A 24,309-nucleotide genomic window follows, 5' to 3' on the forward strand; every position below is an offset into this window, starting at 1 on the left:
AATGTTAGACTGAGTAACGATTCATCAGCTGCCCCCTCACTACGCCGAGGTGCTCCTGCGTGACCGTCGACCAGCTGAACCAGTTCCTGCTCGAAGACTCCGTGATCCTGCTGGTCGCGGTGGTCGCCGTGCGGTTCTCCACCCGATCCGGCCTTCCCAGCCTGTTGATCTACCTCGGCATCGGCGTCGCGCTGGGCCAGAACGGCCTCGGCGTCAGCTTCAACAACGCGGAACTCACGCAGGTCCTCGGCTATGCCGCCCTGGTGGTGATCCTGGCCGAGGGCGGTCTGAAGACCAACTGGAAGTCGATACGTCCGGTGATGCCCGCCGCCACCGTGCTGGCCACCGTCGGCGTCGCGGTCAGCGTCTTCGTCACCGCCGCCGGCGCGCACCTGCTGGTCGGCCTGGACTGGCGGACCAGCATGCTGCTCGGCGCCGTGGTCTCCTCCACCGACGCCGCGGCGGTCTTCTCGGTGCTGCGGATGGTGCCGCTGCCCGAGCGGCTGACCGGCCTGCTGGAGGCCGAGTCCGGCTTCAACGACGCCCCCGTGGTGATCCTGGTGGTCGCCTTCGCCACCTCCGGCCCGCTCGACCCCTGGTACGTCCTGGTCGGCACCATCCTCGCCGAGCTCGCGATCGGCGCCGCCGTCGGCTACGCGGTCGGCCGGATCGGCGCGTACGGGATCAAGCACGTCGCCCTGCCCTCCTCCGGCCTGTACCCGATCGCCGTGCTGGCGCTGGCGGTCCTCGCGTACGCCGGCGGCGCGCTGCTGCACGGCTCGGGCTTCCTCGCCGTGTACGTGGCCTCGGTGATCCTCGGGAACAGCAAGCTCCCGCACGGACCGGCGGTCCGCGGCTTCGCCGACGGGCTGGCCTGGATCGGGCAGATCGGCATGTTCGTGGTGCTCGGCCTGCTGGTCACGCCGGAGACGATGGGGTCGGCGATCGTGCCGGCGCTGGTGGTCGGCGCGGTGCTGGTCTTCATCGCCCGGCCGGCCTCGGTGTTCGCCACCATGACCCCGTTCCGGCTGCCCTGGCGCGAGCAGGCCCTGCTGAGCTGGGCGGGCCTGCGCGGCGCGGTGCCCATCGTGCTCGCCACCATCCCGCTGGTCGCCGAGGTGCCCGAGGCCGAGGAACTGTTCAACGTCGTCTTCATCCTGGTCGTGGTCTTCACCCTGCTCCAGGGGCCGACCCTGCCGCTGGTCGCCCGCAAGCTGCGGATCGGCGAGGGCGCGCTCGGCCAGGACCTGGGCATCGAGTCGGCGCCGCTGGAGAAGCTGCACGGCCGGCTGCTCTCGGTCTCGCTGGCGGACGGCTCCCGGATGTCCGGCGTCGAGGTGGGCGAGCTCCGGCTGCCCAAGGGCGCGGCGGTCACCCTCGTGGTGCGCGACGGGTCGAGCTTCGTCCCCGACCGGGCGACCGTGCTGCGGGCCGGCGACGAACTGCTGGTGGTCACCACCGAGGAGGTCGGCGAGGCCGCGGAGCGCCGGCTGCGCGCGGTCGACCGCGGCGGCAAGCTGGCGGGCTGGCTGGAAGGGCGCCGGTAGCCCGGGGCGGTGGATCGGGGGCCGTGGATCGGGGCCCCTGGATCGGGACCTGTGGATCGGGGGTCGTTGCGGGGTCGCGGCCGTTCGTGCCCGATGGGCGGACGTGTGCTGCTGTTCACCTTCCGTTGCCAGGTAGGGGCGGCCGGGACCGGCTAGTATGAAGGTGTATAAGCGTTGAAACACTGAACCACCCGCAACATCTGCCTGATGCAGAGTTGGCGCGACCGCTCGGCGGCCGCGGTCCGCACGAACTGCCTCAACCGGCCCCCGCTTCCACGAAACGGCCGGACGGACCCGGTATCTACCCCGGTCGACGCGCGAGAGGACGACTCTCGGCGCCGTCGGGGCTCTCCCTGCCCTTGCCGCGCTACCAGGCAGCAGGAAGGACCGACCGTGACGGCCCGCCGAACGGTCGACAGCCCCACCGCCCCTGCCCGCGCCGGATACGGGGCGCTGCTGCGCACCCCGGGCGCCTGGACGTTCCTGGCGCCGGCGTTCGCCGCCCGGCTCCCCTACGCGATGCTCAGCCTGGGCATCATGCTGCTGGTCATCGAGACCAACGGCTCCTACGGCGTGGCCGGCGCCGTCGCGGCGGTCGCCGCGGTCGCGCAGGCCCTGGTCGGCCCGCAGACCGGCCGGCTCGCCGACCGCTACGGCCAGGCCGCCGTACTGCTGCCGAGCGTCGCCGTGCACGCGCTGTCGGTCGGCGCCCTGATCGCGCTGGCCCTCGGCCACGCCCCGGTCTGGAGCCTGTTCCTGGCCGCCGCCCCGGCCGGCGCCAGCGTGCCGCAGATCGGCGCGATGGTCCGGGCCCGCTGGGTCGGACGGCTGTCCGATCGGCCGGCCATGCTGAACACGGCCTTCGCGTTCGAATCGGTCACCGACGAGTTCACCTTCGTGATCGGCCCGGTGCTGGCCACCGCCATCGCCACCCAGGTCAGCCCGGCGGCCGGCCTGATCGCCGAAGCCACGCTCACCGTGCTCGGCGGGCTCGCGTTCGCCGCCCAGCGCCGCACCGCCCCCGCCCGGCACCCCCGGGTCGAGGGCGCGCAGCGGGTCTCCGCCCTGGCCTCCCCCGGTGTCCGGCTGCTGGCCGGCTCCTTCCTGGGCGTGGGCGCCGTCTTCGGCGCCATGCAGGTCTCGGTCACCGCGTTCACCGAGTCGGTCGGCCGCGGCGGCGCCAGCGGCACCGTCTACGGGATCTTCGCCGGCGGCTCGATGGTCGCCGGGGTGCTCTACGGCCTGATCGGCTGGAAGCGCTCGGCCCGGCAGCGGATGCTGTTCAGCTACGCGCTGCTGGTGATCGGCTGCTCCACGCTGTGGGCGATGCCCAGCCTGACGTCGCTGACCGTGGCCGGACTGTGCTGCGGCCTGGCCATCGCGCCGACCCTGATCACCGGGTACACCCTGGTCGAGACGCTGGTCGCCGACGGCGCCAAGACCGAGGCGTTCACCTGGCTGACCGGTGCGATCGGGCTCGGCCTGGCGGTCGGGCAGACCGTCGCCGGGCAGCTGATCGACCAGCGCGGTCCCTCCGCCGGGTTCCTGGTGGCGCTGGCCGGCTCCGGGCTCGGGCTGATCGCGCTGGTGTCGCTGCGGGGGCTGCTGGTGGCACCCGGGGCGCGCAGCCGGACGGTCGCACGGGGTGCGGGGACGGTCCCGGCGGGGGCGCAGATCGCGACCGCCGAGGGCTGAGGGCTCCGGGCTTGGTCCGGTTTGCCGGGCCGGTTTGCCGGGGCGGTTTGCGTCCGGTTTGCGGGGCCGGTTTGCGGTCCGGTTCCGGCCCGGTTCGGGCCTGGCTTCCGGGTCCGGTGGTCATCTGACACCCGGATCACACCGGGAGCGCTGGACTCGGCCCACGGAATACCGCATCATTGGACACCGTTAGCACTCATCAGGCCCGAGTGCCAGAGGGAAGTGCAGGAGGAAGAGCAAGTGCCCACGTACCAGTACCAGTGCACCGAGTGCGGGACCGGCCTGGAGGCGGTGCAGAAGTTCACCGACGATGCGCTGACCACGTGCCCCGAGTGCCAGGGGAAGCTCCGCAAGGTCTTCTCGGCCGTGGGTGTGGTCTTCAAGGGCTCGGGGTTCTACCGGACCGACAGCCGCTCCTCGTCCAGCAGCTCGGTGACCCCGGGGGCGTCCAGCTCCTCGTCCACCGGCTCGTCGACGTCCTCGACGCCCGCCGCGAGCTCCTCCGGCTCCTCGTCCTCCTCGTCGACGACGGCGTCCGCGCCGGCCGCGAGCTGAGGCGGGGCGACCGCAGGCCGTACCGAGGCCGCGCACGCACGTTCGTACGCACCGAGGCCCGGTGGCACCGCTCAGGCGGTGTCGCCGGGCCTTCGGCGTGCCCGGGCGGGGTGCCCGGGCGGGGTGCCCGGGCGGGGTGCCCGGGCGGGGTGCCCGGGCGGGGTGCCCGGGCGGGGTGCCCGGGCGGGGTGCCCGGGCGGGGTGTGCGGGGGTAGGTGCGGCGGGGTGGGCGTCAACCGCTGGGGGCCTGTTCACCCTGGCGAGGTAGCCGGGTTGTCCACAGGGCCGGGTTTTCCACAGGATCTGCGGGGGTCATTCCGGGGATCGCCGGGTCGGCGGAGGCTGGGTCCCGCGGGTCCCACCGGGCCCGTTCGACCCGACCCGAAGGCGGTGCTCCGACCATGACCACGGCTGCCCACTCCGCCCCGCTCCCCGCTCCCGCCGTGCCGCCGCGGCAGGAAGTCCCCTACTTCACCCCGATCCGGCGCGGTGGCGGTGGCCGCCATCGGCTCCGGCAGGCGGTCCGGCACCGGCCCGGGCTGCTGCTGGCCGGCGTGCTCACGGCGGTGGCGCTGACCTCAGGGGTGCTGCGGGGTGGTGAGCCGCCGCCCCAGGCCGGTCCGGGCATCTCCGGGGTGGTCGGCGAGGCGCGCTGCACCACCGGGCACTGAGGGCGCTCGGCTCCCGCCCGGCCCCCGGCGGCGCTCAGTCGCCGTGGTGGGGCGGCCGCTGGCTCAGGTACCAGTCCAGTCCGCGTCCACCGCTCTCCCCGCCGCGCGGGCGCTCGCCCCAGCCCTGGTCGGTGTCGTCGCTGGTCTGCCGGTCCAGGGGGTCGCCGAAGACCAGCCCAGCGGGCTTCCGTGCCTTCCCCCCGTTCGCCGGTGCGCCGGTCCCGTCCTGGTCACCGTCGCGGCCGTTCCCGCCGTCCTGCTCGCTCGGCCCGCTCATGCCGCCTCGCCTCCCGCTGTTCCTGTCCTGCCCGCCACCGTCCGACCACCGTCGACCCACCACCAGCCTAGGCCGCACGACGGCGGCCCCGGCACGGCCGAAGCCGTACCGGGGCCGGTGGGTCCAACCGTTCCCGTCCGCCCGCGTCACCGCCTGCGTCAGGCTGCCTCGAAGCCGGCGTGGTCGGCGATCTTCTTCAGCTCCGCCAGCGCGTGCTTCTCGATCTGCCGGATCCGCTCGCGGGTCAGCCCGTGCTGCTTGCCGACCTCGGTGAGCGTGCGCTCGCGGCCGTCCTCCATCCCGTAGCGGGAGCGGATGATCGAGGCCGTCCGGTCGTCCAGCCGGTCGATCAGGGTGTCCAGCTCCTCGCGGCGGAGCATGACCATCACGGCGTCCTCGGGGGAGACCGCTCCGGTGTCCTCCACCAGGTCGCCGAACTGGGTCTCGCCCTCGTCGTCGACCGACATGTTCAGGCTGACCGGGTCACGCGCCCAGTCCAGCACGTCCTTCACCCGCTGCTCGCTGATGTCCAGCTCGGCGCCGATCTCGGCCGGCTCCGGCTCACGGCCGAGCTCCTTGGCCTTCTCGCGCTGGACCCGGCGGATCCGCCCGAGCTCCTCGACCAGGTGCACGGGCAGCCGGATCGTCCGCGACTGGTCGGCGATCGACCGGGTGATCGCCTGCCGGATCCACCACGTCGCATAGGTGGAGAACTTGAAGCCCTTCGAGTAGTCGAACTTCTCGACCGCCCGGACCAGGCCCGCGTTGCCCTCCTGGATCAGGTCCAGCAGGGGCAGGCCGCTGCGCGGGTAGCGCCGGGCCACCGCGACCACGAGTCGCAGATTGGAGCGGATGAAGACGTCCTTGGCACGCTCGGCGTCGTCGGCTATGAACTCCAGCTCCTCCCGCCGCACGCCCTTGGGGAGGGTCTCCTCTTCCAGCAGGTGCTGCGCGTAGACGCCGGCCTCGATCCGGAGCGAGAGTTCGACCTCCTCGGCGGCGTCGAGCAGGGGCGTCCTGGCGATCTCGTCCAGGTACATGCCGACAAGGTCGCGGTCGGCCTCGAAGTTGGTCGGGCGGGCCGAGCGAGTCCGGTCGGCCCTGTCGCGAACGACGGCACGGGTGGCCATGCTTGCTCCCTTGCTGGTGTTGCCGGGTCTGCCTGCGGCTGTGCCGATCCGGTGCGGACCGGTACAGCGGGATCCACGAAGGATCCCCGGGGAGATCCACGGGCTCGAAGAGGTGCGGGCCTCACCGAGGCTCACACGTAACGATCCAACGCACAGAAATCGGACAACATTCCCAACTCCCTCAGAGTTTCCTCCGCCATGGAGTATCCTGCTCATTTTGCCCTCGATCCCGCACGCAGCGTGATCGATGGTGCACGCCATGCGATCGCCGAATCTGCGGCAACTCGACACAAAAGATGCCGAATCGGGATTCACCAGGCATCGGGAACGCCGTCCCACCGGGAAGGTGACAGCCATGCAGCAGCCGATCGACGACCTCCACCAGAGACAACGTCGCCACCACGCCGAATGTGCCGCGGTGGCGGTCGGAGCCGCCGCATTCTTCGCCGTGCTGCTCGCTCTGGTCCTGGGCAACTGGGGCCCACTGGCCCGCCTCGACCACACCACGGTGAGTGCGCTGCACCCGATCGCCCGCCGCCACACCGTCTCGACCGCAGCGATCCGGACCTTGGCCGAGCTGGGCGGCCCGGTCACCATGCGCGCCCTGCTGCTGCTCGTGGCCGTCTGGCTGCTGCGCCTGGGCACCCGAACCCTGGCCGGCTGGGCCGCGGCGCTGGCGCTGACCGGGTGGCTGGCGGCCCGGTCGACCCAGCTCCTGGTCGACCGCCCGCGGCCGCACTTCCCCGACCCGGTCACCCGCGCCGCGGGGTCCTCCTTCCCGTCCGGGCCGGCGATGGCCTCGCTGATCACCTGCGCCGCGCTCACCGCGCTCCTGTGGCCACGGGCGAACCGCGCCGGGCGGGCCGCCGCCTGCGGCCTCGCCGCAGCGCTGGCACTGGCGGTCGGCTGGAGCGGGATCGCGCTCGGCCTCTCCTGGCCGAGCGACGTCCTGGCCGGCTGGCTCGGCGCCGCCGCCGTCCTGGCCGGCGTGACGGCGGGGCTCGAACTCTGGCACCCCGGCGCGCTGCTGCGGGACTCCTGGCGGCTCGACCGGCGAACCCGACCCCGGGTGCAGCGCGTCCTGATACCCGAAGGGGCGACGCGTCCGATCGAGGAGGATCCACCGGACGAGGAGTCCTGACGGGCGGTGAGGAAGATCACATCGATGCAGTGGCAACCCGGGGAGGAGCTCGGAGCGTGGTCCAGCAAGCCGTTGACTTCCCGGCGCGCCACTACATTTCACCCCATAACGGGCAAATCGTCGCCAATCCTGCGCACCCGCTGCTCAACTCCGCGGAGCCGCCGCCTCAGTGGTGCTCGTCACCCGCGACACCCGGCTCCCCAGCGGGTGCCGAATTGAGGCAGACTTCTCCGGCCGGGTCGCCCTCCGCGTCCGGCACGGGGAGGCCCGGTTCCGTACAGGACCAGGCCGGCCTTGTCCGACAGGTCGACTCCGTACACCGACGTTTCGCCGGACGGGCGTGGCGGAATCGCTCCGCAGCGCCGCTTCCCAGGCACCGAGTGACGGGGGTCTGATGACCATGCACACGACGGACGGGTCCTCCGACCCGAACGCGTCCATCGACCCGCCCACCATGGCCCTGCGGATCCCCCTGCAGCCCTCCCCCGGCGCCCCGCCGATGCCCCCCGGGCCGCCCGCGATCCCGGGCCAGGCACCCGCGCAGACCCAGGCCCCGGCTCAGGCCCCGGCCGCCGGGAAGCCGGCGCCCTCGGCAGGCCGCAACGGCCTGATCATGGCGCTGGGGACGATGGCCTCCCGCTCGCTCGGCTTCGTCCGCAGCGCGATGATCGTCGCCGCGCTCGGCTCCGCAGGCCTCGGCGACTCGTTCAACATCGCCAACTCGCTGCCCAACGTCGTCTACATGATGCTCATGGGCGGCGTCCTGGCCTCGGTGTTCGTCCCCGAGCTGGTCCACGCCGCGCAGACGCACAAGGACGGCGGCGTCGCCTACACCGACCGGCTGCTGACCATCTGCGGCGTCGCCCTGATCGTCCTGACCGTCGCCGCCTGGTGCGCGTCCCCGCTGATCGTGGACGCCTACTCGGGGTACCCGCCGGGCGTGAAGCGCGACCTGACCATCGCCTTCGCCCGGTTCTGCCTCCCGCAGATCTTCTTCTACGGCGTCTTCACCCTGTTCGGCCAGGTGCTCAACTCCCGCGACCGGTTCGGCGCGATGATGTGGACCCCGGTGCTGAACAACGTGGTGGCCATCGCGGTCTTCGGCCTCTACATGGTGATCGGCTCCAACGCGAAGACCGTGGACGCCGTGACCACCGGCGACGTGCTGCTGCTCGGCCTCGGCAGCACCCTGGGCATCGTCGTGCAGGCCGTCGGCCTGCTCCCCTCGCTGCGCAGCTCCGGCTTCCGCTGGCACCCGCGCTTCGACTGGCGCGGAGCGGGGCTGGGCAGGCCGCTCCGGGCGGCCGCCTGGGCGCTGGCCCTGGTCGCCGTCACCCAGCTGTCCTTCGCGGTGATCAGCCAGCTCAGCGCCCGGGCCGGCGACCTCGCCGAGCACGCCCACCTGCCGATGGGTCTGGGCAACTTCGCCTACACCAACGCCTACCAGCTCTTCGTCGTCCCGCAGGGCGTGATCACCATCTCGCTGGTGACCGCGCTGCTACCCGGGATGTCCCGGGCCGCCACCGCCGGCCGCTACAGCCAGATCGGCGCCGACCTGGGCGGCATGCTGCGGTCCTCGGCCGCGATGATCATCCCGGTCACCGTGCTGTTCGTGACCCTGGCCACCCAGATCACCGCGCTCGCCTACCAGCACGGCAAGACCACCCCCGCGGACTCGTGGGTGATCGCCCAGGTGCTGATCGCGTTCGCGATCGGGTTGCCCGCCTTCTGCGCCCAGTACGCGCTGGCCCGCGGCTTCTACGCGATGGGCGACGCCCGCACCCCGTTCTGGCTGACGGTGGCGACCACGCTGACCAACGCCGGGCTCTCCGGTGTCGCGTACTGGCTGCTCGACCCGCGCTGGATCATCATCGGCATGGCCGCGGCGCAGACCGTCGCCTGCATCCTCAGCGTCGCGCTCACCGGCTGGGCGCTCGGCCGCCGGTTGCGGCAGGCACCGCCGCCACCGGCCGTCCCGGCGCAGGCCGGCCCGGACGCGACGCTCACCCTCGGTACCCGCCGCGCCAAGCCCACCAGCGGCCTGGAGGGCGGCCGGGTGATCACCCTGCACCTGGCGATCCTGCTGGCCTGCGTGCCGGGCGCGGTGGCCGCGCACTGGATCGCCGCCTGGTTCGGACCGGGCGTCTTCGGCAACTTCGCGGGCCTGATGGCCGGCTCGGCGGCCGTACTGCTCTCGCTCTTCGTGCTGGCCCGCCCGCTCGGTGCCGGCGCCGCCGTGGCCCCGCTGGCCCGCAAGCTGCGGATCCCCTACCCCGAGCCGGCCACGACGGCGGCCGGCGGCCGCCACCGCCGCTGAGCGGGCGGCGGCCGGTGTTCGACTACCTGGCACGGACGATGGCCGCGTACGAGAACGGCCTGGCGAAGTACGAGCGGGCGACCGGCGCCATGCACCCCGGCCAGGAGCTGGACCGCTTCGTGGCGCTGCTGGCGTCGCCGCCGGGCGGTCCGGTGCTGGACGCGGGCTGCGCCTTCGGCCGCGACACGGCGCTGTTGGCCGCGCGCGGGCTCGACGTCCTGGGCGGCGATCTCTCGCCCTCCTTCGTCGCCCGGGCCCGCGAACTCCACCCCCGTCTCGCCTTCGAGCAGCTGGACGTCTGCGCGCTCCGGCTGCCGGACGCCTCGCACGCCGGGATCTGGTGCCAGGCCACCCTGCTCCACCTCAAGGACGAGCACATCGCCCTCGCCCTCCGGGAGTTCGCCCGGGTCCTGGTGCCCGGCGGCGCGCTCTTCGTGAGCTTCAAGGAGGGCGAGGGCGCCGAGGAGGTGGTGGAGCCGTTCAGCAGTGACGGCGTCCGGTTCTTCAACTACCAGAACGCGGCGGGCGTGCACGCCCTGCTCCAGGCGGCGGGCTTCACCGTGCTCGCCGTCGAGCGGGCCAACGAGCGCGAGCGGTACGGCCCGGGCCACCGCGATCTCACCTGGCTGCACGCCTTCGCGGTCAACGGCCCGGCAGCGCCCAGGGCGGATGCCCCGCCTCAGGTGCCGGCCAGCAGCTCCGGGAGCCCGCGCATGTCCTCGAACACCACCGTCCCGGGGCCGACCAGCCGTTCGGCCGGGGTGACGCCGCCGGCGTAGCCGAAGGACCGCATCCCGGCGGCCCGGGCCGCCTCGACGCCGGGACGGCTGTCCTCGACCACCCCGCACCGGCCGGGCTCGGCCCCCATCCGCTCGGCGGCGTACAGGAACAGGTCGGGCGCCGGCTTGCCGCGGGCGACCTCGGTGGCGCTGAAGATCCGGCCCGCGAAGCGCTCGTACAGGCCGGTGCGGCCCAAGGTGTGCCGCATCTTCGCGTGGCTGCCGCTGGAGGCCACGCAGTACCGCACCCCGAGCCCGTCGAGGGCGTCCAGCGCCACCACGATGCCGTCCACGGCGGCCAGTTCCGCATCCACGGCCACCCGGTGCAGCTCGCCGAACCGCTCACCCCAGGCCACCGCGACATCCGCGCCCAACCTGGCGGCGATCTTCTCCCCGATCGACGCGGTGGATCGCCCGACGAACTCCTCCACCACCTCGTCCGCGCCCAGCGGCCACCCGAACTCGGCCCCCAACGCGACGTGCACCCGCACCGCGATCGGCTCACTGTCGACCAGCACCCCGTCGCAGTCGAACACGACCAACTCGACCGCCCCGTCCCCCATACCCACTCCCCCGTCGACCCATCTGCATACTGTCCACCGCCCAGCTTCCCAGGCACCCGGCAACCCGAGCACCGCGCCCCGTGACGCCCGTTCACCACCTCGCGATTCGAACCTGCGACACCGGCTTCAGGAGTAACAGTTGTCACTCACCGTCCCTGACCTGCACCGCCATGGTGGGGGCAGTGCGATCTGACGAATGGCCAGCGGCCCCGGCCGAGGCCTCGCCCGCCGCGACCAGCCCCGCTGCCCTGGCCCCGCATGCCGTTCACTGGAAAATCAGGCTGTCAATCCACCCAGAGGCGGACGTTCAGGTCAGGGAATGACCAGGGGGGGTGAAACCTGGTCCTGCGGCTACGCGACTCTCAGAATGAGTAACGGAGCGGACGCGCTCTGTCACTACCAGGGGAGTGGAGACGGACATGTCGGAAATCGTCAAAAGAGAAGCCGACGGAAACCCCAAGACGGTCTCGGGCTGGGCCGCCGGCTTCGTCGGCATGGGAGCGATGATGATGGCCCTTCCCGTCGCCGTCGCGGCCGGAGGGGTCGCGGCCCTTCGGGGGCGGGATGCGGAGGAGACCATGGAAAAGGTGATGGAGCCGGTGGGCAACGCTGTGGAGCGGTTCATCGACGCGGCCGACAAGCACAATGACACGATCGTCAAGGCGACGATCGGCGCAGTCATCACCCAGATCGGCAAGCACTACGACCCGCACAAGAAGTAGGACACCGGGCTGCGGGGGAGGGATTCGGGTCGAGTCCCTCCCCCGCGGTCACCCGGAGAACCTGGAGCCGCGAGAGCCGCTCCGGCTCGCATCCCGGTGGAGGTGCATGTGCACGATCTCCGGCACACCGGCAACAGCCCCGCCTCCCGGACCGAGCCAGCACGCGGGAGCTGATGACCAGGGTGGGACACAGCACCACCCGGGCCGCGTTGATCCACCAGCACATGACCAGCGAGCGCGATCGGTTGGTCGCCGACCGGGTGGGCGAGGCCGTCCGCCAGGCGCTCGGCGGGCAAGTGCCGCCGGACCCATCTGGCACGGGTGTGGCGCAGCCCGACTGGCCGCCCCGCCTGCCGCAGCAATGACGAAGGGCCAGCTTTCGAGGATCTCCCTCGTGGGCTGGCCCTTTGCGACGTTCTGCGCCGCGGACGGCGGTGTGCCCCAGGCAGGATTCGAACCTGCGACACCGGCTTTAGGAGAGCCGTGCTCTATCCCCTGAGCTACTGAGGCCGACGGGCGGTTGCGCCCGGGGACTGCGTGCTCGGGCCGCGCGGCTCCGCGGGCACGAGGTGGCAGCGGGGCGGCCGACCGATCCCTGACAGACTAGCGGATGAGGCCTCCGAAGATCTCCCCCTGGAGAATCGGCGCCGGTGGCTGCCGGTACAGTGTGCCGTCGGGAGAGCCGGGGAACCGGCTCCCGGGTGCGGCCACGGACCGGGCGGGCGAAGCCCGTTCCGCGTTCTTCGGCGCGTGCGCACCCACCGGGACGGCTGCGTCGTTGTGCACTCGAACCGGACGCTTCCGATCCGGTGCGGCAGTTCGCGGCATGTCAGGCGAGATCTGCCTTGTCAGGCGATATAGGTAGTGTGCTGGGTTCATGGGGAATTGGCCACGAAGCATCCGGTCGGCCGGCGTCTGGCTCGGTCCCGCGCTGGTGATGCTGGCGGTGGGGCTCTGGCGGATAGGTACGCCGGAGCTCTGGCGGGACGAGCTGTCCAGTTGGAGCGCCGCCACCCGCGGACTGGGTGAGCTGTTCGGCATGCTCGACCACGTGGACGCCAGCATCGGCGCCTACTACGTCGTGCTGCACCTGTGGACCGAGGTCTTCGGCACCTCCCCCGCCGCCCTGCGGCTGCCCTCCGCCCTAGCGATGGCCGGCGCCGCCGCGTTCACCGCGCTGACCGCCCGGCTGGTCTTCCGCAGCTCCATGGCCGGACTCGCCTCCGGGCTGCTGTTCGCCACGGTCCCGCTCGTCTCCCGGTACGCCCAGGAGACCCGGGCCTACGCCTTGGTGGCGTGCGCGACCGCGGCCGCCGTCTGGTGCCTGTTCCGGGCACTGGAGCGACCCGGGTTCGCCCGCTGGGCGGCCTTCGCCGCCTGCAGCTCGGTCGCCGGTCTGCTGCACCTGGTCTCGCTGAGCGCCTTGGTGCCGGCAGCCGCGGTGGTGCTGCTGCGCGCGCTGCGACCCGGCTCCCGGAGGCTGCTGTGGCAGTTCCCCTGCGCCGCGCTGGCAGCAGCCCTCCCGGCGGTGCCGGTGATGCTGCTCGGGCAACAGCAGTCGGCCCGCCAGCTGTACTGGGTGCCCCGCCCCGACGGGAACGCGCTGCGACAGTTCTGGGACCTGCTGTTCGCCTCCCCCCGGGTGCTGCACGTCTTCCTCGTGCTCGCCGTGTTCGCGCTGGTGCGCCGCACGCGGCCGGCGATCGACCTGTTGCTGCTCGCGGTGCTGCCGGTGCTGGCCGTCTGGGTGGCCTCGCAGGGTGAGATCTCCTACTTCCTCGACCGCTACCTGCTCTTCACGCTGCCCGCCTGCGCCGCGCTGGCCGGCGGCGGCGTGGACGTGCTGTGGGCCGCCGTCCGGGGCGCCGCCACTGCCCGGAGCTCCGTCACCGCCCGGGGCACCGCGACGGCTCGGGGCACCACCGCGTGGGTCACCACCGCACGGGCCGCCCTCGCGCTGGCGGTGGTCGCGGCCGCGGTGGTGCTCCCTGGCTACCTCGGCCTGCCGGTGCAGCGGGCCGAGCGCGGCGGCCGGGCGCACGGCGCCCCCGACTACCGCGGCGCCACGGCCGTGGTCACGGCCGGCTACCGAAGCGGCGACGGCCTGGTGGCGATCGGTGGCCTGGAGGCCTGGCAGATGGCCGGGCCCGGCATCACTTACCATCTTCCGGCCGAGGTACGGCCGAACCAGATGTTCGTCCAGCGGTCGGCCATACAGGCCGATGATCTCTACCCGAGCGAGTGCCCGGTGCCCGCGAGCTGCATCGGGGACGAGCCGCGCGTGTGGGTCGTTACCATCGGCACTGGTGATGACCCCTACCAGGGCCTCCCGGCGGAACAGGCCGGGGCGCTGCGGAACGTCTTCACCCCGACCGAGGTCCGACATGTTTCCGGACTAACGGTGTCGCTGCTGGTGCGCAGCCACCGGTAGCCGGCGTGCAGGGCACAATGACCGGCACGCCACACCAGACTGAAAGGCACAGACGTGACTGCCCCCCAGGAGAGCACCTTCGCCGACCTCGGCAAGGTACTGGTGATCATTCCGACCTACAACGAGGCCGAGAACGTCGAGCGGATCGTCTCCCGGGTCCGTGACTCCGTCCCCGAGGTCCATGTCCTGGTGGCGGACGACAACAGCCCCGACGGCACCGGCGACCTCGCCGACAAGCTGGCGGCCGAGGACGGCAACGTCCACGTCCTGCACCGCAAGGGCAAGGAGGGCCTCGGCGCGGCGTACCTGGCCGGCTTCCGCTGGGGCATCGACCACGGCTACGACGTCCTGGTCGAGATGGACGCCGACGGTTCCCACCAGCCCGAGGAGCTGTGCCGGCTGCTGACCGCACTGCGCGGCGCCGACCTGGTGCTCGGCTCCCGCTGGGTGCCGGGCGGGGCCGTGGTCAACTGGCCCAAGTCGCGGCTGCTGCTCTCGCGCGGCGGTTCGCTCTACTCCCGGGTGATGCTGGACGTCCCGATCAAGGACGTCACCGGCGGCTACCGGGCCTTCCGCAAGGAGACCCTGCTCGGCCTCGGCATGGACGAGGTCGCCTCGCAGGGGTACTGCTTCCAGGTCGACCTGGCCTGGCGCGCCGTCAAGAGCGGCTTCAAGGTCGCCGAGGTCCCGATCACCTTCGTGGAGCGGGAGCACGGTGCCTCGAAGATGAGCCGGAACATCGTGGTGGAGGCCCTCTGGCGGGTCACCGCCTGGGGCATGAAGGCCCGCTTCGAGAAGATCACCCGCCGGTAGTACGGAGCGCCGGGCACCCGCCCGCAACCCCGTCGGGGGCCCGGCCGGCCGGTCGGGCCCCCGACGCGGCTCCCGGTCCGGGTGCGGCGCCCCGGGTCAGGGGCGAGCATGGAGCATCGACCCGGCCCGGGAGGTGTCCCGTGACAGATCCACCCAGCCGCGGTCACGGTACGCCCGACGGAGCCGCCCCGGAGCCGGTCCCGGGCCCCGCCGGCGCCCCGGAGCCATCCCCCGGCGTCGCCGGCACCCCGCAGGTGCCCCCGGAGCCGGCACCGCCCCCCACCGCCTCCCCGGGTGGCCGCTGGGCCAGGACCCGCGAACGCGCCGCCCGGCTCGCCGAGACCGCCCGCGCCAGCCCCGAGCAGGTCCCGATGGTCGGCCGGACGGTCGGCCACCTGCTGCGGGTCAACCTGTTGGACAACGCGACCCGGCTGGCCGCCCAGACCTTCCTCAGCGCGCTGCCCGCGCTCTTCGTGGTGGCCGTGTTCGCCCCGGCGACGGTCCGCGACGGCGTGGCCAGCTCGCTCCGTGACCACCTCGGTCTGCAGGGCGCCACCGAGCAGCAGGTGCACCAGCTGCTGAACACCCGCGAGGACGGCACGACCCAGAGCTTCGGCGTGCTCGGCGCGGTGGTCACCCTGCTGTCAGCGACCGCGCTGAGCCGCGCGCTCCAACGGGTCTGCGAGCGCTGCTGGGAGCTGCCCAAGTCCCGCACCCGGGTCGCCGTGTGGCGGTGGCTGGTCTGGCTGGCGGTGTGGCTGGTGTTCCTGGTGTTCGAGGTGCCGATCCGCAAGGGCTTCGGGCTCGGCCCGCTGCTGGGCGTCCCGCTGGCGTTCCTGGCCGGCACCGCGCTCTGGTGGTGGACCCAGCACCTGCTGCTGGGCAACCGGGTGCGCTGGTACCCGCTGCTGCCCGGCGCGGTGTTCGCCGGGGCGACCGAGCTCCTGATCGGGGTCGCCTCGCAGGTCTACCTACCGGGGGCGGTGAGCCGCAGCGTGCAGAAGTTCGGCCCGTACGGGGTGGTGTTCACCTCGCTGTCCTGGCTGATCGTGCTGTTCGCCGGGATCACCCTCGCGCTGGTGCTCGGCCGGGTGATCGCCGAGGAGCCGGCCGTCGCCCGCCTGCTCGGCAGCCCCACCGAACCCGGCGAGTGGGGCCGGCCCCGACGGCCCCGACGGCCCGGACGGCCCGGGAACGCGGTGGGCGGCGGCACGGGCGGGCCCAGGAACGCCTGAACCCGGGAACGCCTGAACCCGGGAACGCCCGAGCCCCGGAACGCCCGAGCCCCGGCCGCTGCGGCAGGAGCCGCGGCGGCCGGGGCCGGGGCGGGGCCGCGCGTCGGGCGCGGCCCCGGGGGCGTACCGGTCAGAGCAGCCGGAACAGCCGGGAGGCGATCGACGGCGGCGCCAGGTCGGACTGGAGGGTGACCGGGACCTCCACCCGCCCGTCGCCCTCGCCCGCCGAGACGGTGCCGACCTGGGTGCCCGCCTTGGCCGTGTGGCCGAGCTTGGTGGCGTCCAGGGTGACGTGCGCGGTGATGCCGGACCAGCCGGCCACCGTGAGGTCCTTGGCCGCGACCACCGGCGTACGGCCGCCGAGACCGTCGTCGACGTAGCCGACCACCTGGCCCTGCTTGGCCAGGGTCTGGCCGGCGAGGCCGTTCTGCGCCGCCGTGATGATCTTCATGCTGATCGGCTGGGCGGCCTTCACCAGGCTGGGCTCCTCCTTGGTGGCGGGCTGGCCGAGCGTGACGCCGAGGATCAGGCGCTTGGTGCCGCCGATGTCCTTGACCGCCGCCCACATCAGGCAGGAGCCGGCCGGGGTGGAGGAGCCGGTCTTGACCCCGATCACCCCGTTCTTCGGGGAGAGGATCTCGTTGGTGTTGAACACCCGCTGGTTGTTGAACTTGGTGTCGGGCTCGGCGACGATCTGCCGGAAGATGTCGTTCTTCATGACCTGCTCGGCCAGCTTGAGCTGGTCCTTGGCCGTGCTCTTGGTGTCGTTGTTGTACCCGGCCGGGTCGGCGTACGTGGTGTTGGTCATCCCCAACTGGGCGGCCTGGTCGTTCATCTTCTTGACGAAGGCCTCCTCCGTCCCGGAGTCCCAGCGCGCCAGCAGCCGGGCCACGTTGTTGGCGGAGGGGAGCATCAGCATCTCCAGCGCCTCGTACTGGTTGAGCTGCTGCCCCTCGGTGAGCGGGATCTTCGACTGGTCCGCGTCGCTGGACTCCTGCGCGGCCTGCCGGTCGACGGTGAGCACCGGGCCGGTCTCACCCTTCTTCAGCGGGTGCGCCTGGAGGATGAGGTAGGCGTTCATCACCTTGGTGACGCTGGCGATCGGGGCCGGGGTCTCCGGGCCGGAGCTGCCGAGGCTGCCCACGCCGACCACCTCGGCGGCGGCCTGGCCCTTGGCCGGCCACGGGATGGCGAGCTGGTCGCCGGAGAAGGTGAAGGCGCCGGGCAGGCTCAGCTTGGCCTTGGGGTCCGGCAGCGGGCGCAGCAGCTGGGCGACGACCACGGCGCCGAGCACCACCGCCACGAAGACCGTCCAGATGGTGGCGCGCTTGACCGCCCGCTGGAACGGGGTGACCGGTCGGCGGCTCAGCGCCGCGAGCACCTCCATCGCCTCGACGGTGTTCTCCGGGCCCGGGGCCGGCCAGGGCTCGGGGTCCGGTGCGGCGGCCGGGGCGGGCGGTGCGGCGACGGGGGCGGGCGGCACCGGCGGTGCGCCGGCAGCGCGGCCGGCGGCGGGTGCCGCGGCAGCGGCCGCGGGCGAGGCGGCAGAGGGCGCGGCAGGGGCGGCCGGCCGGGCCGCCGGCTGCGGAACGGTCGGCGGCAGCGGCGGCGCGGCGGGCACCGCCACCGGCTCGCGCTCGGCCGCGGGCTTCGCGGCCGCAGGCTTCGCGGGCTCGGCGATCGGCTCGGACGCAGACTCGGCGACGGGCTCGGCAGCGGTCTCGGCCTCGCCGGCGGGAGCCTCGGCCGCGGCGCCGGCGCCCGCCGGGCGCTCCGGCCGGGACATCGGCGTGGTGGTCGCCTCCTCGGCCGCCGGCCCGACGGGCTCGACCGCCGCCGGGCGGGACTCCTTGAGCCCGGCGCCCGCGCGCTCCCGCCCGTCCCGCATGGCGAGACGGGGATCGGCCGCCGCCGGGCGCTCGGCCGACTCCGGGGTGCGGGCCGGCTCGGCCGCGTCCGCCGAGGGCTCCTGCGCCGACGGCTCGTCAGCGTCCGGTCCGTCCTGCTCCGGAGGGTCGGCCGGCTGCGGCGCGGGCTTCGCGGGCGGCGCCGTCACCTCCTTGGGCAGGCGCAGCGCGGTGGTGGCGTTGTCCACCGGCAGCCGCAGCGCGGTCGTCCGGGAGTCCACATCCTGGACCCGCAGCTGCACCGTGGAGCTGCTCGACCCGGCCTGCGACCCGGTCGGTTCGGACTCGACCGGCCCGTTCTCGCCGTCGTTGCGCACTCTGTCGGGGGACTCGCCCACGGTGACCCTTCCTCCTTGTCCGCCCGGCTCTGCCCGGGCCGACCCTCGACCTGTTTTTTCCCGCAGGTTCTCGTCCTGCTCCGCTCTCGGTACAGTCTCCGGCACCGACCGCGGTATGGGCGCGCACACCCCGCCCGACCGGCGGTTATTGTCCCCGCCCGGGCTGTTCCCCGGGTCAGACGCCGTGGTGTTCGGCAGTGGTTCCCAGCTCCTGGGCGGTTCCCGGGCCAAGGTCACGATTCGGAGGCGTACTCGACAAGCCTGTGTGAGAGGCGTCACTCTGTCATTCATCCACGCGGGGAGGCTTGGATGGGCAGGAGCCGCAGAACAATTCCCGAGGAGCTGTTGCTGCTCGCACTGGACCCGGCCACGGGTACCACCGCGCAGCCGCAGACCCTCGACCTCGGACTCGCCGGGGCACAGCTGGTGGAGCTGTCCCTGGCCGGACGGATAGTCCCGGACGGAGATCGGATCGCCGTGGTGATGGCACGGCCGACCGGTGATCCGACCCTGGACCACGCACTGGAACTGCTGCGCCGACGTGGCAGTCCGGTCCGTGCCGCGCACTGGATCGGTGGGCCCCGGCTGGGGCTGCGCCAGACGTACCTGGCGCACCTGGAACGGTGCGGCATGGTGACGGCGGTGCCGGGCCAGATGTGCGGGGTGCTGCCGACGACGCGCTACCAGGCGTCGGACGACTGCACCAACGCCGCGATCAAGCAGCGGCTGGACACCGCGATCCGGACCGGCGTGCCGCCGGACCCCAGGACGGCGGCGCTGGCGGCGCTGGCGCACTCGGTCGGGCTGGGCAAGCACCTCTACCCCGGCAACGAGGGGCGGTCCTCACGGTCGCGGCTGCGCGACCTGATCCGCTACGACCCGCTGGGCGGCATGGTCGCGCACGCGGTGATGGACGTGCAGAACGGCTTGCCGGTCCAGCAGAACCGCGCGCCGGCCGGTCCGCCCGGGCGACCGGCGCCGGGGCGTGGTGTGGCCGCACGGGTGGGCGCGCGATGAGCGGCGCACGCCGTTAGTCGGCAAGGAACTTCACGGGGCGGTCCGCCCGGCGCACCACTCGCCGGACGGGCCGCCCCGCCGCCGTTCCCGGACGAACCACCGCGGCGGGCGCCGAGCGCTCCGCGGGTCCGGTGGCCGAACCCGTACGAGAGCCCGGTTCCGGGGCCGTGCGAGGGCATACAGTCGGGCCGTGCGGGGCGTACCCGCCCGCGGCCCGGGCCGAGCGGAGGCGGTCCGCGGCGCGGTGCGGGGCACTCGCCGCACGTCGAACGCCTTTATCGGTAAACGCCGTCGGAGCGCAAGGCCCAAGATCCGGAATGAACGGTTTTCCGATGATCTGTTCTACTGCGCTCATGCGATTTCCCGGCATGGACCGGATTCGAGATGGCATGCTGCTCCACATCAGGGGGTTGGTACCAATTTCCACACTCTTCCGAGGCGCGGGGCCGTCGGCCGCGCCAGAGGCCCGGCCGGAGGTCGATGTGTCCACCAGCGTCAATCCCACAGTCCGGCGCCGGAGGCTCGGCGCCGAACTGCGGCGCCTGCGCGAACTGCGGCAGATGACCGCGGAAGAGGTGGCCGGCCGCCTGATGGTCTCCCAGTCGAAGATCAGCCGGCTGGAGAACGGCCGGCGCAGCATTAGCCAGCGCGACGTCCGCGACCTGTGCGACGTCTACGAGGTGACGGACGAACGGGTCCGGGCCGGCCTGATGGAGATGGCCCGGGAGTCCCGCCAGCGCGGCTGGTGGCACGACTTCGGCGACATCCCCTACAGCGTCTACATCGGCCTGGAGGCGGAGGCCTCCTCGATCCGGGCGTACGAGTCCTCCTTCGTCCCCGGCCTGCTCCAGACCCGGGAGTACGCCGAGGCGGTGGTGGCCGGCACCCAGCCCGACACCGACCCCGGGGCGGTCAAGCGGCGGGTGGACGTCCGGCTGAAGCGGCAGGACCGGATCTACGGCGAGGACCAGCTCGGCAGCCTCTGGGTGGTCATAGACGAGGCCGTGCTGCGACGGGCGGTCGGCAGCGCCAAGGTGATGGCGGCGCAGCTGGAGCAGCTGCTGACGCTCAGCCAGCGGGCCAACATCAACCTGCAGGTGATCCCGTTCGAGCGCGGCGCCCATCCCGGCATGACCGGGACATTCTCCCTGCTGGAGTTCCCCGAGTCTGCCGATTCGACGGTCGTCTACTTCGAAGGGGTGACGAGCGATCTCTACCTGGAGAAGGACGCGGACGTGCGCCGCTATACCAATCTCTATGACCACCTGCGGGCCGCGGCGCTCAGCGTCGCGGAGAGCCGGTCATTGATGCACACCTATGCAGAGAGGTTCAGAGCCACATGAGCACCCAGTCCCCGAGCAACCTGGCCTGGCGCAAGAGCAGCCACAGCGGTGGCAACGGCGCATGCGTGGAGATCGCCGTGCCGAGCTCCGTGTCGATCGCCGTGCGTGACTCCAAGGACCCGGAGGGCCCGCAGCTGCACTTCCCGAACGCGGTGTGGAGCGCCTTCGCGACCGCCGCCGGGTCCGGCGCCTTCGGCGAGGTCTGATCACGTCCGTCCGCGCCGTCCGGTGCCCGCCGTCCTCCTGCGGCGGGCACCGCGTCGTGCCGACCGGGCCCGCTCGGCCCACCAGGCCCGCTCAGCCCACCGGGTAGCGGGCCGTCCAGCTCTCGGTGCCGTGCAGTTCCGGCCCGTGCAGCAGCTCCAGCACGAAGTCGTCGGCCAGCTCCAGGATCGCGCCGCGCCCCTCCAGGCCGGCCACCAGGTCGGGCGGCAGGGCGGTCTCCCCGTGCAGCGCGCCGAGCAGGTTGCCGCAGATCGAGCCGGTGGAGTCGCTGTCGCCGGAGTGGTTCACCGCCAGCAGCAACCCGGACCTGACGTCCTCCGCCACCAGCGCGCAGTACAGGCCGATGGCCAGCGCCTCCTCCGCCACCCAGCCCTCGCCGAGCGCCTCGACCCGCTCCTGGGAGGGCACCCCGGCGCGCACAGCGTCCAGTGCGCCGCGCAGCGCGGCGGTCGCCTCCTCGTGCCGGGGCCGCTCGGAGAGCAGGGCGAGGGCGAGGTGCACGCCCTCCTCGAGGGTGCCGCCGCGGGCCACCGCGTGCACGATCACCGCGAAGGCCCCGGCCGCGAGGTAGCCGGTGGGGTGCCCGTGAGTCAGCACCGAGCACTCGACGGCCAGTTGGAAGACCAGGCCGGGCTCCCACGCGGTCAGCAGCCCGAACGGGGCGGCCCGCATCACGGTGCCGCAGCCCTTGGAGTGCGGGTTGCGCGGCTCGTCGACGGTGCCGAGCCGGTCGGCGTCCGGGCCGGAGAGGCCGGACAGGCAGGACTGGCCCGGGGCGCGCTGGGCGTACAGCCACTCCTCGCGGCCGAGCCAGCCGAGGTCGCTGCGGCGCTCGTCCGGTCCCCAGTCGCGCTGGGTGGCGGCCCACCGCAGGTAGGCGCGGTGCACGTCGGTGGGCGGGTGCCAGTTGCCGCCGTCCCGGCTGACGTGGGCCCGGATCAGGCCGTCCACCGTGTAGAGGGTCATCTGGGTGTCGTCGGTGACGGCGCCGGAGCGGCCGTACGCCGGGACGTAGCCGGTCACGCCCTTCGGGCCGTGCGCGGCGACGATCTTCTCCAGCGACTCGAACTCGATGCCGGCGCCGAGCGCGTCGCCGATCGCACCGCCGAGCAGGCAGCCCCGCACCCGGCTGCGGAAGTCCTGCTGCTGCGCGCGTGACCACAGGGGCATCACGGAGGGGCCTTTCGTCCGGGACAGGGAGCGCACCGCACTGTATTCGAAGAGGTTGGCAGGTTCACCCCTCCGCCTCGAACGACAGCTCTTCAACATTTTGTTGCCGTCGGGCCATCCGCAGGCCACCGGGGTCGGCCCGGGGCTGCCTAGGGTTCCCGCCCATGACCACCATCCCCCGCCGGCTGGCCGCCGCCGCAGCCCTCGCCGCCGCCCTGACCACCGGCGCCGCCACCCTCGCCGGACCGGCCTCGGCCACCCCCCTCGCCGGGCCGGCCCAGCACACCCGGATCCCGTTCACCGCCGCCACCGCCACCCAGCAGGCCGACGGCAGCTTCACCCTCACCTGGACCGCCCCCGGGGTCCGGGGCGTCACGGTCTACGCCGGCACCGACCGCGACCACGTCCGCCACCGCACCCCGGTCGCCCGGGGCAACGGCTCCGCCACCGTCACGGTCAAGGGCCTCGCGGCCGCCGACCGCTGGTACTTCGACCTGGTCCCGGACCGCGGCGAGGCGCTGACCGTCGCCGACCGCTCGCTGCACCTCGCTTCGGCCCCCAACTTCCGTGACGAGGGCGGCTACCGCACCGCCGACGGCCACTGGGTGAAGCTCGGCGTGGTCTACCGCTCGGACGACCTGAGCCGGCTGACCGACGAGGACCTGGCCAAGCTGCACCGTCTGGGCATCCGCCAGGTCTTCGACCTGCGCACCCCGGCCGAGCGCACCGCCGCCCCGGACCGGATCCCGGCCGGCGCCACGGTGACCGCCGCCAACGTGCTGGGCGTGGCCGACACCGGCGCGTTCAACGTGACCAGCCCGCAGGCCGCCGTCCAGGCGATGGTCGACGCGGAGCGCACCATGGTCTCCGCCGACAGCGCCCGGGCGGCGTACCGCTCGGTGCTGGACGCCGTGGGCGAGGGCCGCGGCGCGGTGCTGTTCCACTGCACCGCGGGCAAGGACCGCACCGGCTGGGCCGGCGCCGCCCTGCTCACCGCGCTCGGCGTGCCGCGCGCCACCGTGGAGGCCGACTACCTGGCCAGCAACACCTACCGCGCCGAGGCCAACGCGGCCGTGCTGGCCAAGCTGCCGCCCGCCTACCAGGCGCTGTACAAGCCGCTGCTGGACGTCCGCCCCGAGTACCTGAACGCGGGCTTCGACGAGGTCGCGGCCCGGTTCGGCAGCTTCGACCGCTACCTGGACAAGGGCCTGCGGCAGGACCGCGGCGACCTGCGCGACCTGCGCCGGGACCTGCTGGTCGGCTGACCCCCGGCCCCGTACCGACCCGGCCTCCCGTACCGGCTCCGGCCCGGCCCCCGCGCGCACCGCGGGGGCCGGGCCGCGGCCGTCGCACAGCTTCCTGGCCGACCCGGGTTGCGCGGACCCCCCGGGCGGGCAGAACCGGTCCGGGGGAGGGATCCGGCCACCACCGGCGAGTTGGGGGGCACAGGTGCGCTGGCACAGACCGGCGGTCCGACGCGGCCGCCGCACCGAGGGCGACGCCGGCACCGGCACAGGCAGGCGGGTGGACGCCACGATCGGCGGTGGCACGTTCCACGGCCAGGTGGTGCAGGTCGGCGAGCTGAACCTGCGGCTCTCCGCGCTGTTCACCCGGCTGCCGAGGCCGGTCTCCTGGCTGCTCGCCGCCGTTCTGCTGGTGGGCGCGGCGGGCGGCGTCAAACTGCTCGCCGCGACCGGCGGCGGGGGCCGAGGCGGCGACGGCAGCACGGCCCGGCCGAGCGCCTCCGGGCCCGCGCCCTCCGCACCCGCCACCGGCGCCGCCCCGGCCCCGGCCCCGGGGGCCGGCGGGACCACCCCGGCGGCGGGGCCCGGCTCCGCCCCGGCGGGCGGCGGCGACCCGTCCGGCGCGCCCCCGCTCCCGCCGTGCTGCGCCGTGCCCGGCCGCACCCCCGCTGCCACGGCCGGCACCGCGCCCGGTCCGCAGCCGGGCCAGGACGCCGAGGGGAGCACCCGACCGGCCGTCTCAGCCGCCCCCTCGCCGACCCCCGTCCCGGCCGGGGAGTGGTCCGGCGGCTTCCACACCGCGCTCCAGCAGAACGGCACCATCGACCTCGGCAACCCCGACCCCCAGCCGGACACCACCGACTGGAGCCCCTACACCACCTTCGGCTGGTACGGGAAAGGCCAGGACGGCCACGAACAGGTCGCGTTCAAGGGCCAGTCGGCGGCCTTCCTGCCCGCCGGGCAGCCCGCCACCCACGCCGCCTGCCTCGGCCAGGGCCGGTTCAGCCCGACCTCCGGGTTCGCCCCGCAGGGCTTCGACCCCGGCACCCGGGTCTGCGTGTTCAGCGGGCGCTCCGACGCGCTGATGACGATCACCGGCAACACCGCCGGGCGCGGCACCGGCGACGCGGGCGTGCTCACCTTCGACGTGCTGTACCTCGCGAAGTCCTGAGCCGGGGCCGGCCCGCCG

Annotated in this window: 22 protein-coding genes and 1 tRNA gene; 17 read left to right on the forward strand and 6 right to left on the reverse strand. The window is 73.4% G+C overall.

Annotated features, from left to right (window positions below; translation table 11 throughout):
- Nucleotides 1–59: 59 nt before the first annotated feature.
- From ABT014_RS05200 to ABT014_RS05215, 4 genes are all read left to right on the forward strand, one after another.
- Nucleotides 60–1,547 (forward strand): potassium/proton antiporter, encoded by a 1,488-nt coding sequence (locus ABT014_RS05200; protein ID WP_350637273.1) that lies wholly within the window; start codon nt 60–62, stop codon nt 1,545–1,547.
- 393 nt (nt 1,548–1,940) lie between these two features.
- On the forward strand, nt 1,941–3,242 hold the full coding sequence (locus ABT014_RS05205; protein WP_350637274.1) for an MFS transporter: 1,302 nt from the start codon (nt 1,941–1,943) through the stop codon (nt 3,240–3,242).
- A 240-nt stretch (nt 3,243–3,482) separates the two neighbouring features.
- On the forward strand, nt 3,483–3,797 hold the full coding sequence (locus ABT014_RS05210; RefSeq protein ID WP_350637275.1) for an FmdB family zinc ribbon protein: 315 nt from the start codon (nt 3,483–3,485) through the stop codon (nt 3,795–3,797).
- A 401-nt stretch (nt 3,798–4,198) separates the two neighbouring features.
- Nucleotides 4,199–4,468, forward strand: coding sequence for a hypothetical protein (locus tag ABT014_RS05215; protein ID WP_350637276.1), 270 nt, complete (start codon nt 4,199–4,201; stop codon nt 4,466–4,468).
- A gap of 34 nt (nt 4,469–4,502) precedes the next feature.
- Here the strand turns inward: ABT014_RS05215 and ABT014_RS05220 are convergent, their stop codons facing one another.
- The gene (locus ABT014_RS05220; protein WP_350637493.1) at nt 4,503–4,745 is read right to left on the reverse strand and encodes a hypothetical protein; all 243 of its coding nucleotides are present in this window, start codon (nt 4,743–4,745) and stop codon (nt 4,503–4,505) included.
- 158 nt (nt 4,746–4,903) lie between these two features.
- On the reverse strand, nt 4,904–5,875 hold the full coding sequence (locus ABT014_RS05225) for a sigma-70 family RNA polymerase sigma factor (RefSeq protein WP_350637277.1): 972 nt from the start codon (nt 5,873–5,875) through the stop codon (nt 4,904–4,906).
- A gap of 355 nt (nt 5,876–6,230) precedes the next feature.
- Between ABT014_RS05225 and ABT014_RS05230 the strand changes: the two genes are divergently transcribed.
- From ABT014_RS05230 to ABT014_RS05240, 3 genes are all read left to right on the forward strand, one after another.
- Nucleotides 6,231–7,016 carry a phosphatase PAP2 family protein gene (locus ABT014_RS05230; RefSeq protein ID WP_350637278.1) on the forward strand — a complete coding sequence of 262 codons (786 nt, stop codon included), beginning with the start codon at nt 6,231–6,233 and terminating at the stop codon, nt 7,014–7,016.
- A 394-nt stretch (nt 7,017–7,410) separates the two neighbouring features.
- Nucleotides 7,411–9,333 carry a murein biosynthesis integral membrane protein MurJ gene (gene murJ / locus ABT014_RS05235; protein ID WP_350637279.1) on the forward strand — a complete coding sequence of 641 codons (1,923 nt, stop codon included), beginning with the start codon at nt 7,411–7,413 and terminating at the stop codon, nt 9,331–9,333.
- Nucleotides 9,334–9,347: 14 nt separating this feature from the next.
- Nucleotides 9,348–10,112, forward strand: coding sequence for a class I SAM-dependent methyltransferase (locus tag ABT014_RS05240; protein ID WP_350637280.1), 765 nt, complete (start codon nt 9,348–9,350; stop codon nt 10,110–10,112).
- On the opposite strand, the gene ABT014_RS05245 is transcribed toward ABT014_RS05240, so the two are convergent.
- The gene (locus ABT014_RS05245; protein WP_350637281.1) at nt 10,013–10,675 is read right to left on the reverse strand and encodes an HAD family hydrolase; all 663 of its coding nucleotides are present in this window, start codon (nt 10,673–10,675) and stop codon (nt 10,013–10,015) included. The genes ABT014_RS05240 and ABT014_RS05245 overlap by 100 nt on opposite strands.
- Nucleotides 10,676–11,094: 419 nt before the next feature.
- Between ABT014_RS05245 and ABT014_RS05250 the strand changes: the two genes are divergently transcribed.
- Both ABT014_RS05250 and ABT014_RS05255 read left to right on the forward strand, forming a co-directional pair.
- Entirely contained in the window at nt 11,095–11,397 is a 303-nt protein-coding gene (locus tag ABT014_RS05250) for a hypothetical protein (protein WP_350637282.1), read from the forward strand.
- A gap of 224 nt (nt 11,398–11,621) precedes the next feature.
- Complete coding sequence (locus ABT014_RS05255; protein ID WP_350637283.1) at nt 11,622–11,762, forward strand: hypothetical protein; 141 nt, start codon at nt 11,622–11,624, stop codon at nt 11,760–11,762.
- Between the two features lie 72 nt (nt 11,763–11,834).
- Here the strand turns inward: ABT014_RS05255 and ABT014_RS05260 are convergent.
- Nucleotides 11,835–11,907, reverse strand: a tRNA-Arg gene (locus ABT014_RS05260).
- Between the two features lie 367 nt (nt 11,908–12,274).
- On the opposite strand from ABT014_RS05260, the gene ABT014_RS05265 reads away from it, so the two are divergent.
- The 3 genes from ABT014_RS05265 to ABT014_RS05275 all read left to right on the forward strand — a co-directional run bounded on the left by ABT014_RS05265 (nt 12,275) and on the right by ABT014_RS05275 (nt 15,876).
- On the forward strand, nt 12,275–13,828 hold the full coding sequence (locus ABT014_RS05265; protein WP_350637284.1) for a glycosyltransferase family 39 protein: 1,554 nt from the start codon (nt 12,275–12,277) through the stop codon (nt 13,826–13,828).
- A 54-nt stretch (nt 13,829–13,882) separates the two neighbouring features.
- Entirely contained in the window at nt 13,883–14,641 is a 759-nt protein-coding gene (locus tag ABT014_RS05270) for a polyprenol monophosphomannose synthase (protein WP_350637285.1), read from the forward strand.
- A gap of 140 nt (nt 14,642–14,781) precedes the next feature.
- On the forward strand, nt 14,782–15,876 hold the full coding sequence (locus tag ABT014_RS05275; protein WP_350637286.1) for a YhjD/YihY/BrkB family envelope integrity protein: 1,095 nt from the start codon (nt 14,782–14,784) through the stop codon (nt 15,874–15,876).
- A gap of 130 nt (nt 15,877–16,006) precedes the next feature.
- On the opposite strand, the gene ABT014_RS05280 is transcribed toward ABT014_RS05275, so the two are convergent.
- Nucleotides 16,007–18,121: a D-alanyl-D-alanine carboxypeptidase gene (locus ABT014_RS05280; RefSeq protein WP_350637287.1), complete on the reverse strand. Its 2,115-nt coding sequence runs from the start codon at nt 18,119–18,121 to the stop codon at nt 16,007–16,009.
- Nucleotides 18,122–18,430: 309 nt separating this feature from the next.
- On the opposite strand from ABT014_RS05280, the gene ABT014_RS05285 reads away from it, so the two are divergent.
- The 3 genes from ABT014_RS05285 (at nt 18,431) to ABT014_RS05295 (ending at nt 20,687) form a co-directional block, all read left to right on the forward strand.
- Nucleotides 18,431–19,138, forward strand: a complete 708-nt coding sequence (locus ABT014_RS05285) for a GOLPH3/VPS74 family protein (protein ID WP_350637288.1) — start codon at nt 18,431–18,433, stop codon at nt 19,136–19,138.
- A gap of 482 nt (nt 19,139–19,620) precedes the next feature.
- The gene (locus ABT014_RS05290; protein WP_350637289.1) at nt 19,621–20,481 is read left to right on the forward strand and encodes a helix-turn-helix domain-containing protein; all 861 of its coding nucleotides are present in this window, start codon (nt 19,621–19,623) and stop codon (nt 20,479–20,481) included.
- The gene (locus tag ABT014_RS05295) at nt 20,478–20,687 is read left to right on the forward strand and encodes a DUF397 domain-containing protein (protein WP_350637290.1); all 210 of its coding nucleotides are present in this window, start codon (nt 20,478–20,480) and stop codon (nt 20,685–20,687) included. Before ABT014_RS05290 ends, ABT014_RS05295 begins: the two co-directional genes overlap by 4 nt.
- A 91-nt stretch (nt 20,688–20,778) precedes the next feature.
- Here the strand turns inward: ABT014_RS05295 and ABT014_RS05300 are convergent, their stop codons facing one another.
- Complete coding sequence (locus ABT014_RS05300; protein WP_350637291.1) at nt 20,779–21,876, reverse strand: ADP-ribosylglycohydrolase family protein; 1,098 nt, start codon at nt 21,874–21,876, stop codon at nt 20,779–20,781.
- Nucleotides 21,877–22,040: 164 nt separating this feature from the next.
- Between ABT014_RS05300 and ABT014_RS05305 the strand changes: the two genes are divergently transcribed.
- Both ABT014_RS05305 and ABT014_RS05310 read left to right on the forward strand, forming a co-directional pair.
- Nucleotides 22,041–23,141, forward strand: a complete 1,101-nt coding sequence (locus ABT014_RS05305) for a tyrosine-protein phosphatase (protein ID WP_350637292.1) — start codon at nt 22,041–22,043, stop codon at nt 23,139–23,141.
- Between the two features lie 259 nt (nt 23,142–23,400).
- Nucleotides 23,401–24,291, forward strand: coding sequence for a hypothetical protein (locus tag ABT014_RS05310; RefSeq protein WP_350637293.1), 891 nt, complete (start codon nt 23,401–23,403; stop codon nt 24,289–24,291).
- Nucleotides 24,292–24,309 lie beyond the last annotated feature (18 nt).

Source organism: Kitasatospora sp. NPDC094015 (genome assembly GCF_040304075.1).
Taxonomy (GTDB): Bacteria; Actinomycetota; Actinomycetes; order Streptomycetales; family Streptomycetaceae; genus Kitasatospora.

What these genes read in the sequence shown, in the direction of transcription:
- ABT014_RS05255 (WP_350637283.1), top strand. Translation starts at nt 11,622, where the DNA reads ATGACCAGCGAGCGCGATCGGTTGGTCGCCGACCGGGTGGGCGAGGCC.
- murJ (WP_350637279.1), top strand. Translation starts at nt 7,411, where the DNA reads ATGACCATGCACACGACGGACGGGTCCTCCGACCCGAACGCGTCCATC.
- ABT014_RS05285 (WP_350637288.1), top strand. Translation starts at nt 18,431, where the DNA reads ATGGGCAGGAGCCGCAGAACAATTCCCGAGGAGCTGTTGCTGCTCGCA.
- ABT014_RS05230 (WP_350637278.1), top strand. Translation starts at nt 6,231, where the DNA reads ATGCAGCAGCCGATCGACGACCTCCACCAGAGACAACGTCGCCACCAC.
- ABT014_RS05295 (WP_350637290.1), top strand. Translation starts at nt 20,478, where the DNA reads ATGAGCACCCAGTCCCCGAGCAACCTGGCCTGGCGCAAGAGCAGCCAC.
- ABT014_RS05300 (WP_350637291.1), bottom strand. Translation starts at nt 21,876, where the DNA reads ATGCCCCTGTGGTCACGCGCGCAGCAGCAGGACTTCCGCAGCCGGGTG.
- ABT014_RS05225 (WP_350637277.1), bottom strand. Translation starts at nt 5,875, where the DNA reads ATGGCCACCCGTGCCGTCGTTCGCGACAGGGCCGACCGGACTCGCTCG.
- ABT014_RS05220 (WP_350637493.1), bottom strand. Translation starts at nt 4,745, where the DNA reads ATGAGCGGGCCGAGCGAGCAGGACGGCGGGAACGGCCGCGACGGTGAC.
- ABT014_RS05245 (WP_350637281.1), bottom strand. Translation starts at nt 10,675, where the DNA reads ATGGGGGACGGGGCGGTCGAGTTGGTCGTGTTCGACTGCGACGGGGTG.
- ABT014_RS05305 (WP_350637292.1), top strand. Translation starts at nt 22,041, where the DNA reads ATGACCACCATCCCCCGCCGGCTGGCCGCCGCCGCAGCCCTCGCCGCC.
- ABT014_RS05250 (WP_350637282.1), top strand. Translation starts at nt 11,095, where the DNA reads ATGTCGGAAATCGTCAAAAGAGAAGCCGACGGAAACCCCAAGACGGTC.
- ABT014_RS05265 (WP_350637284.1), top strand. Translation starts at nt 12,275, where the DNA reads ATGGGGAATTGGCCACGAAGCATCCGGTCGGCCGGCGTCTGGCTCGGT.
- ABT014_RS05215 (WP_350637276.1), top strand. Translation starts at nt 4,199, where the DNA reads ATGACCACGGCTGCCCACTCCGCCCCGCTCCCCGCTCCCGCCGTGCCG.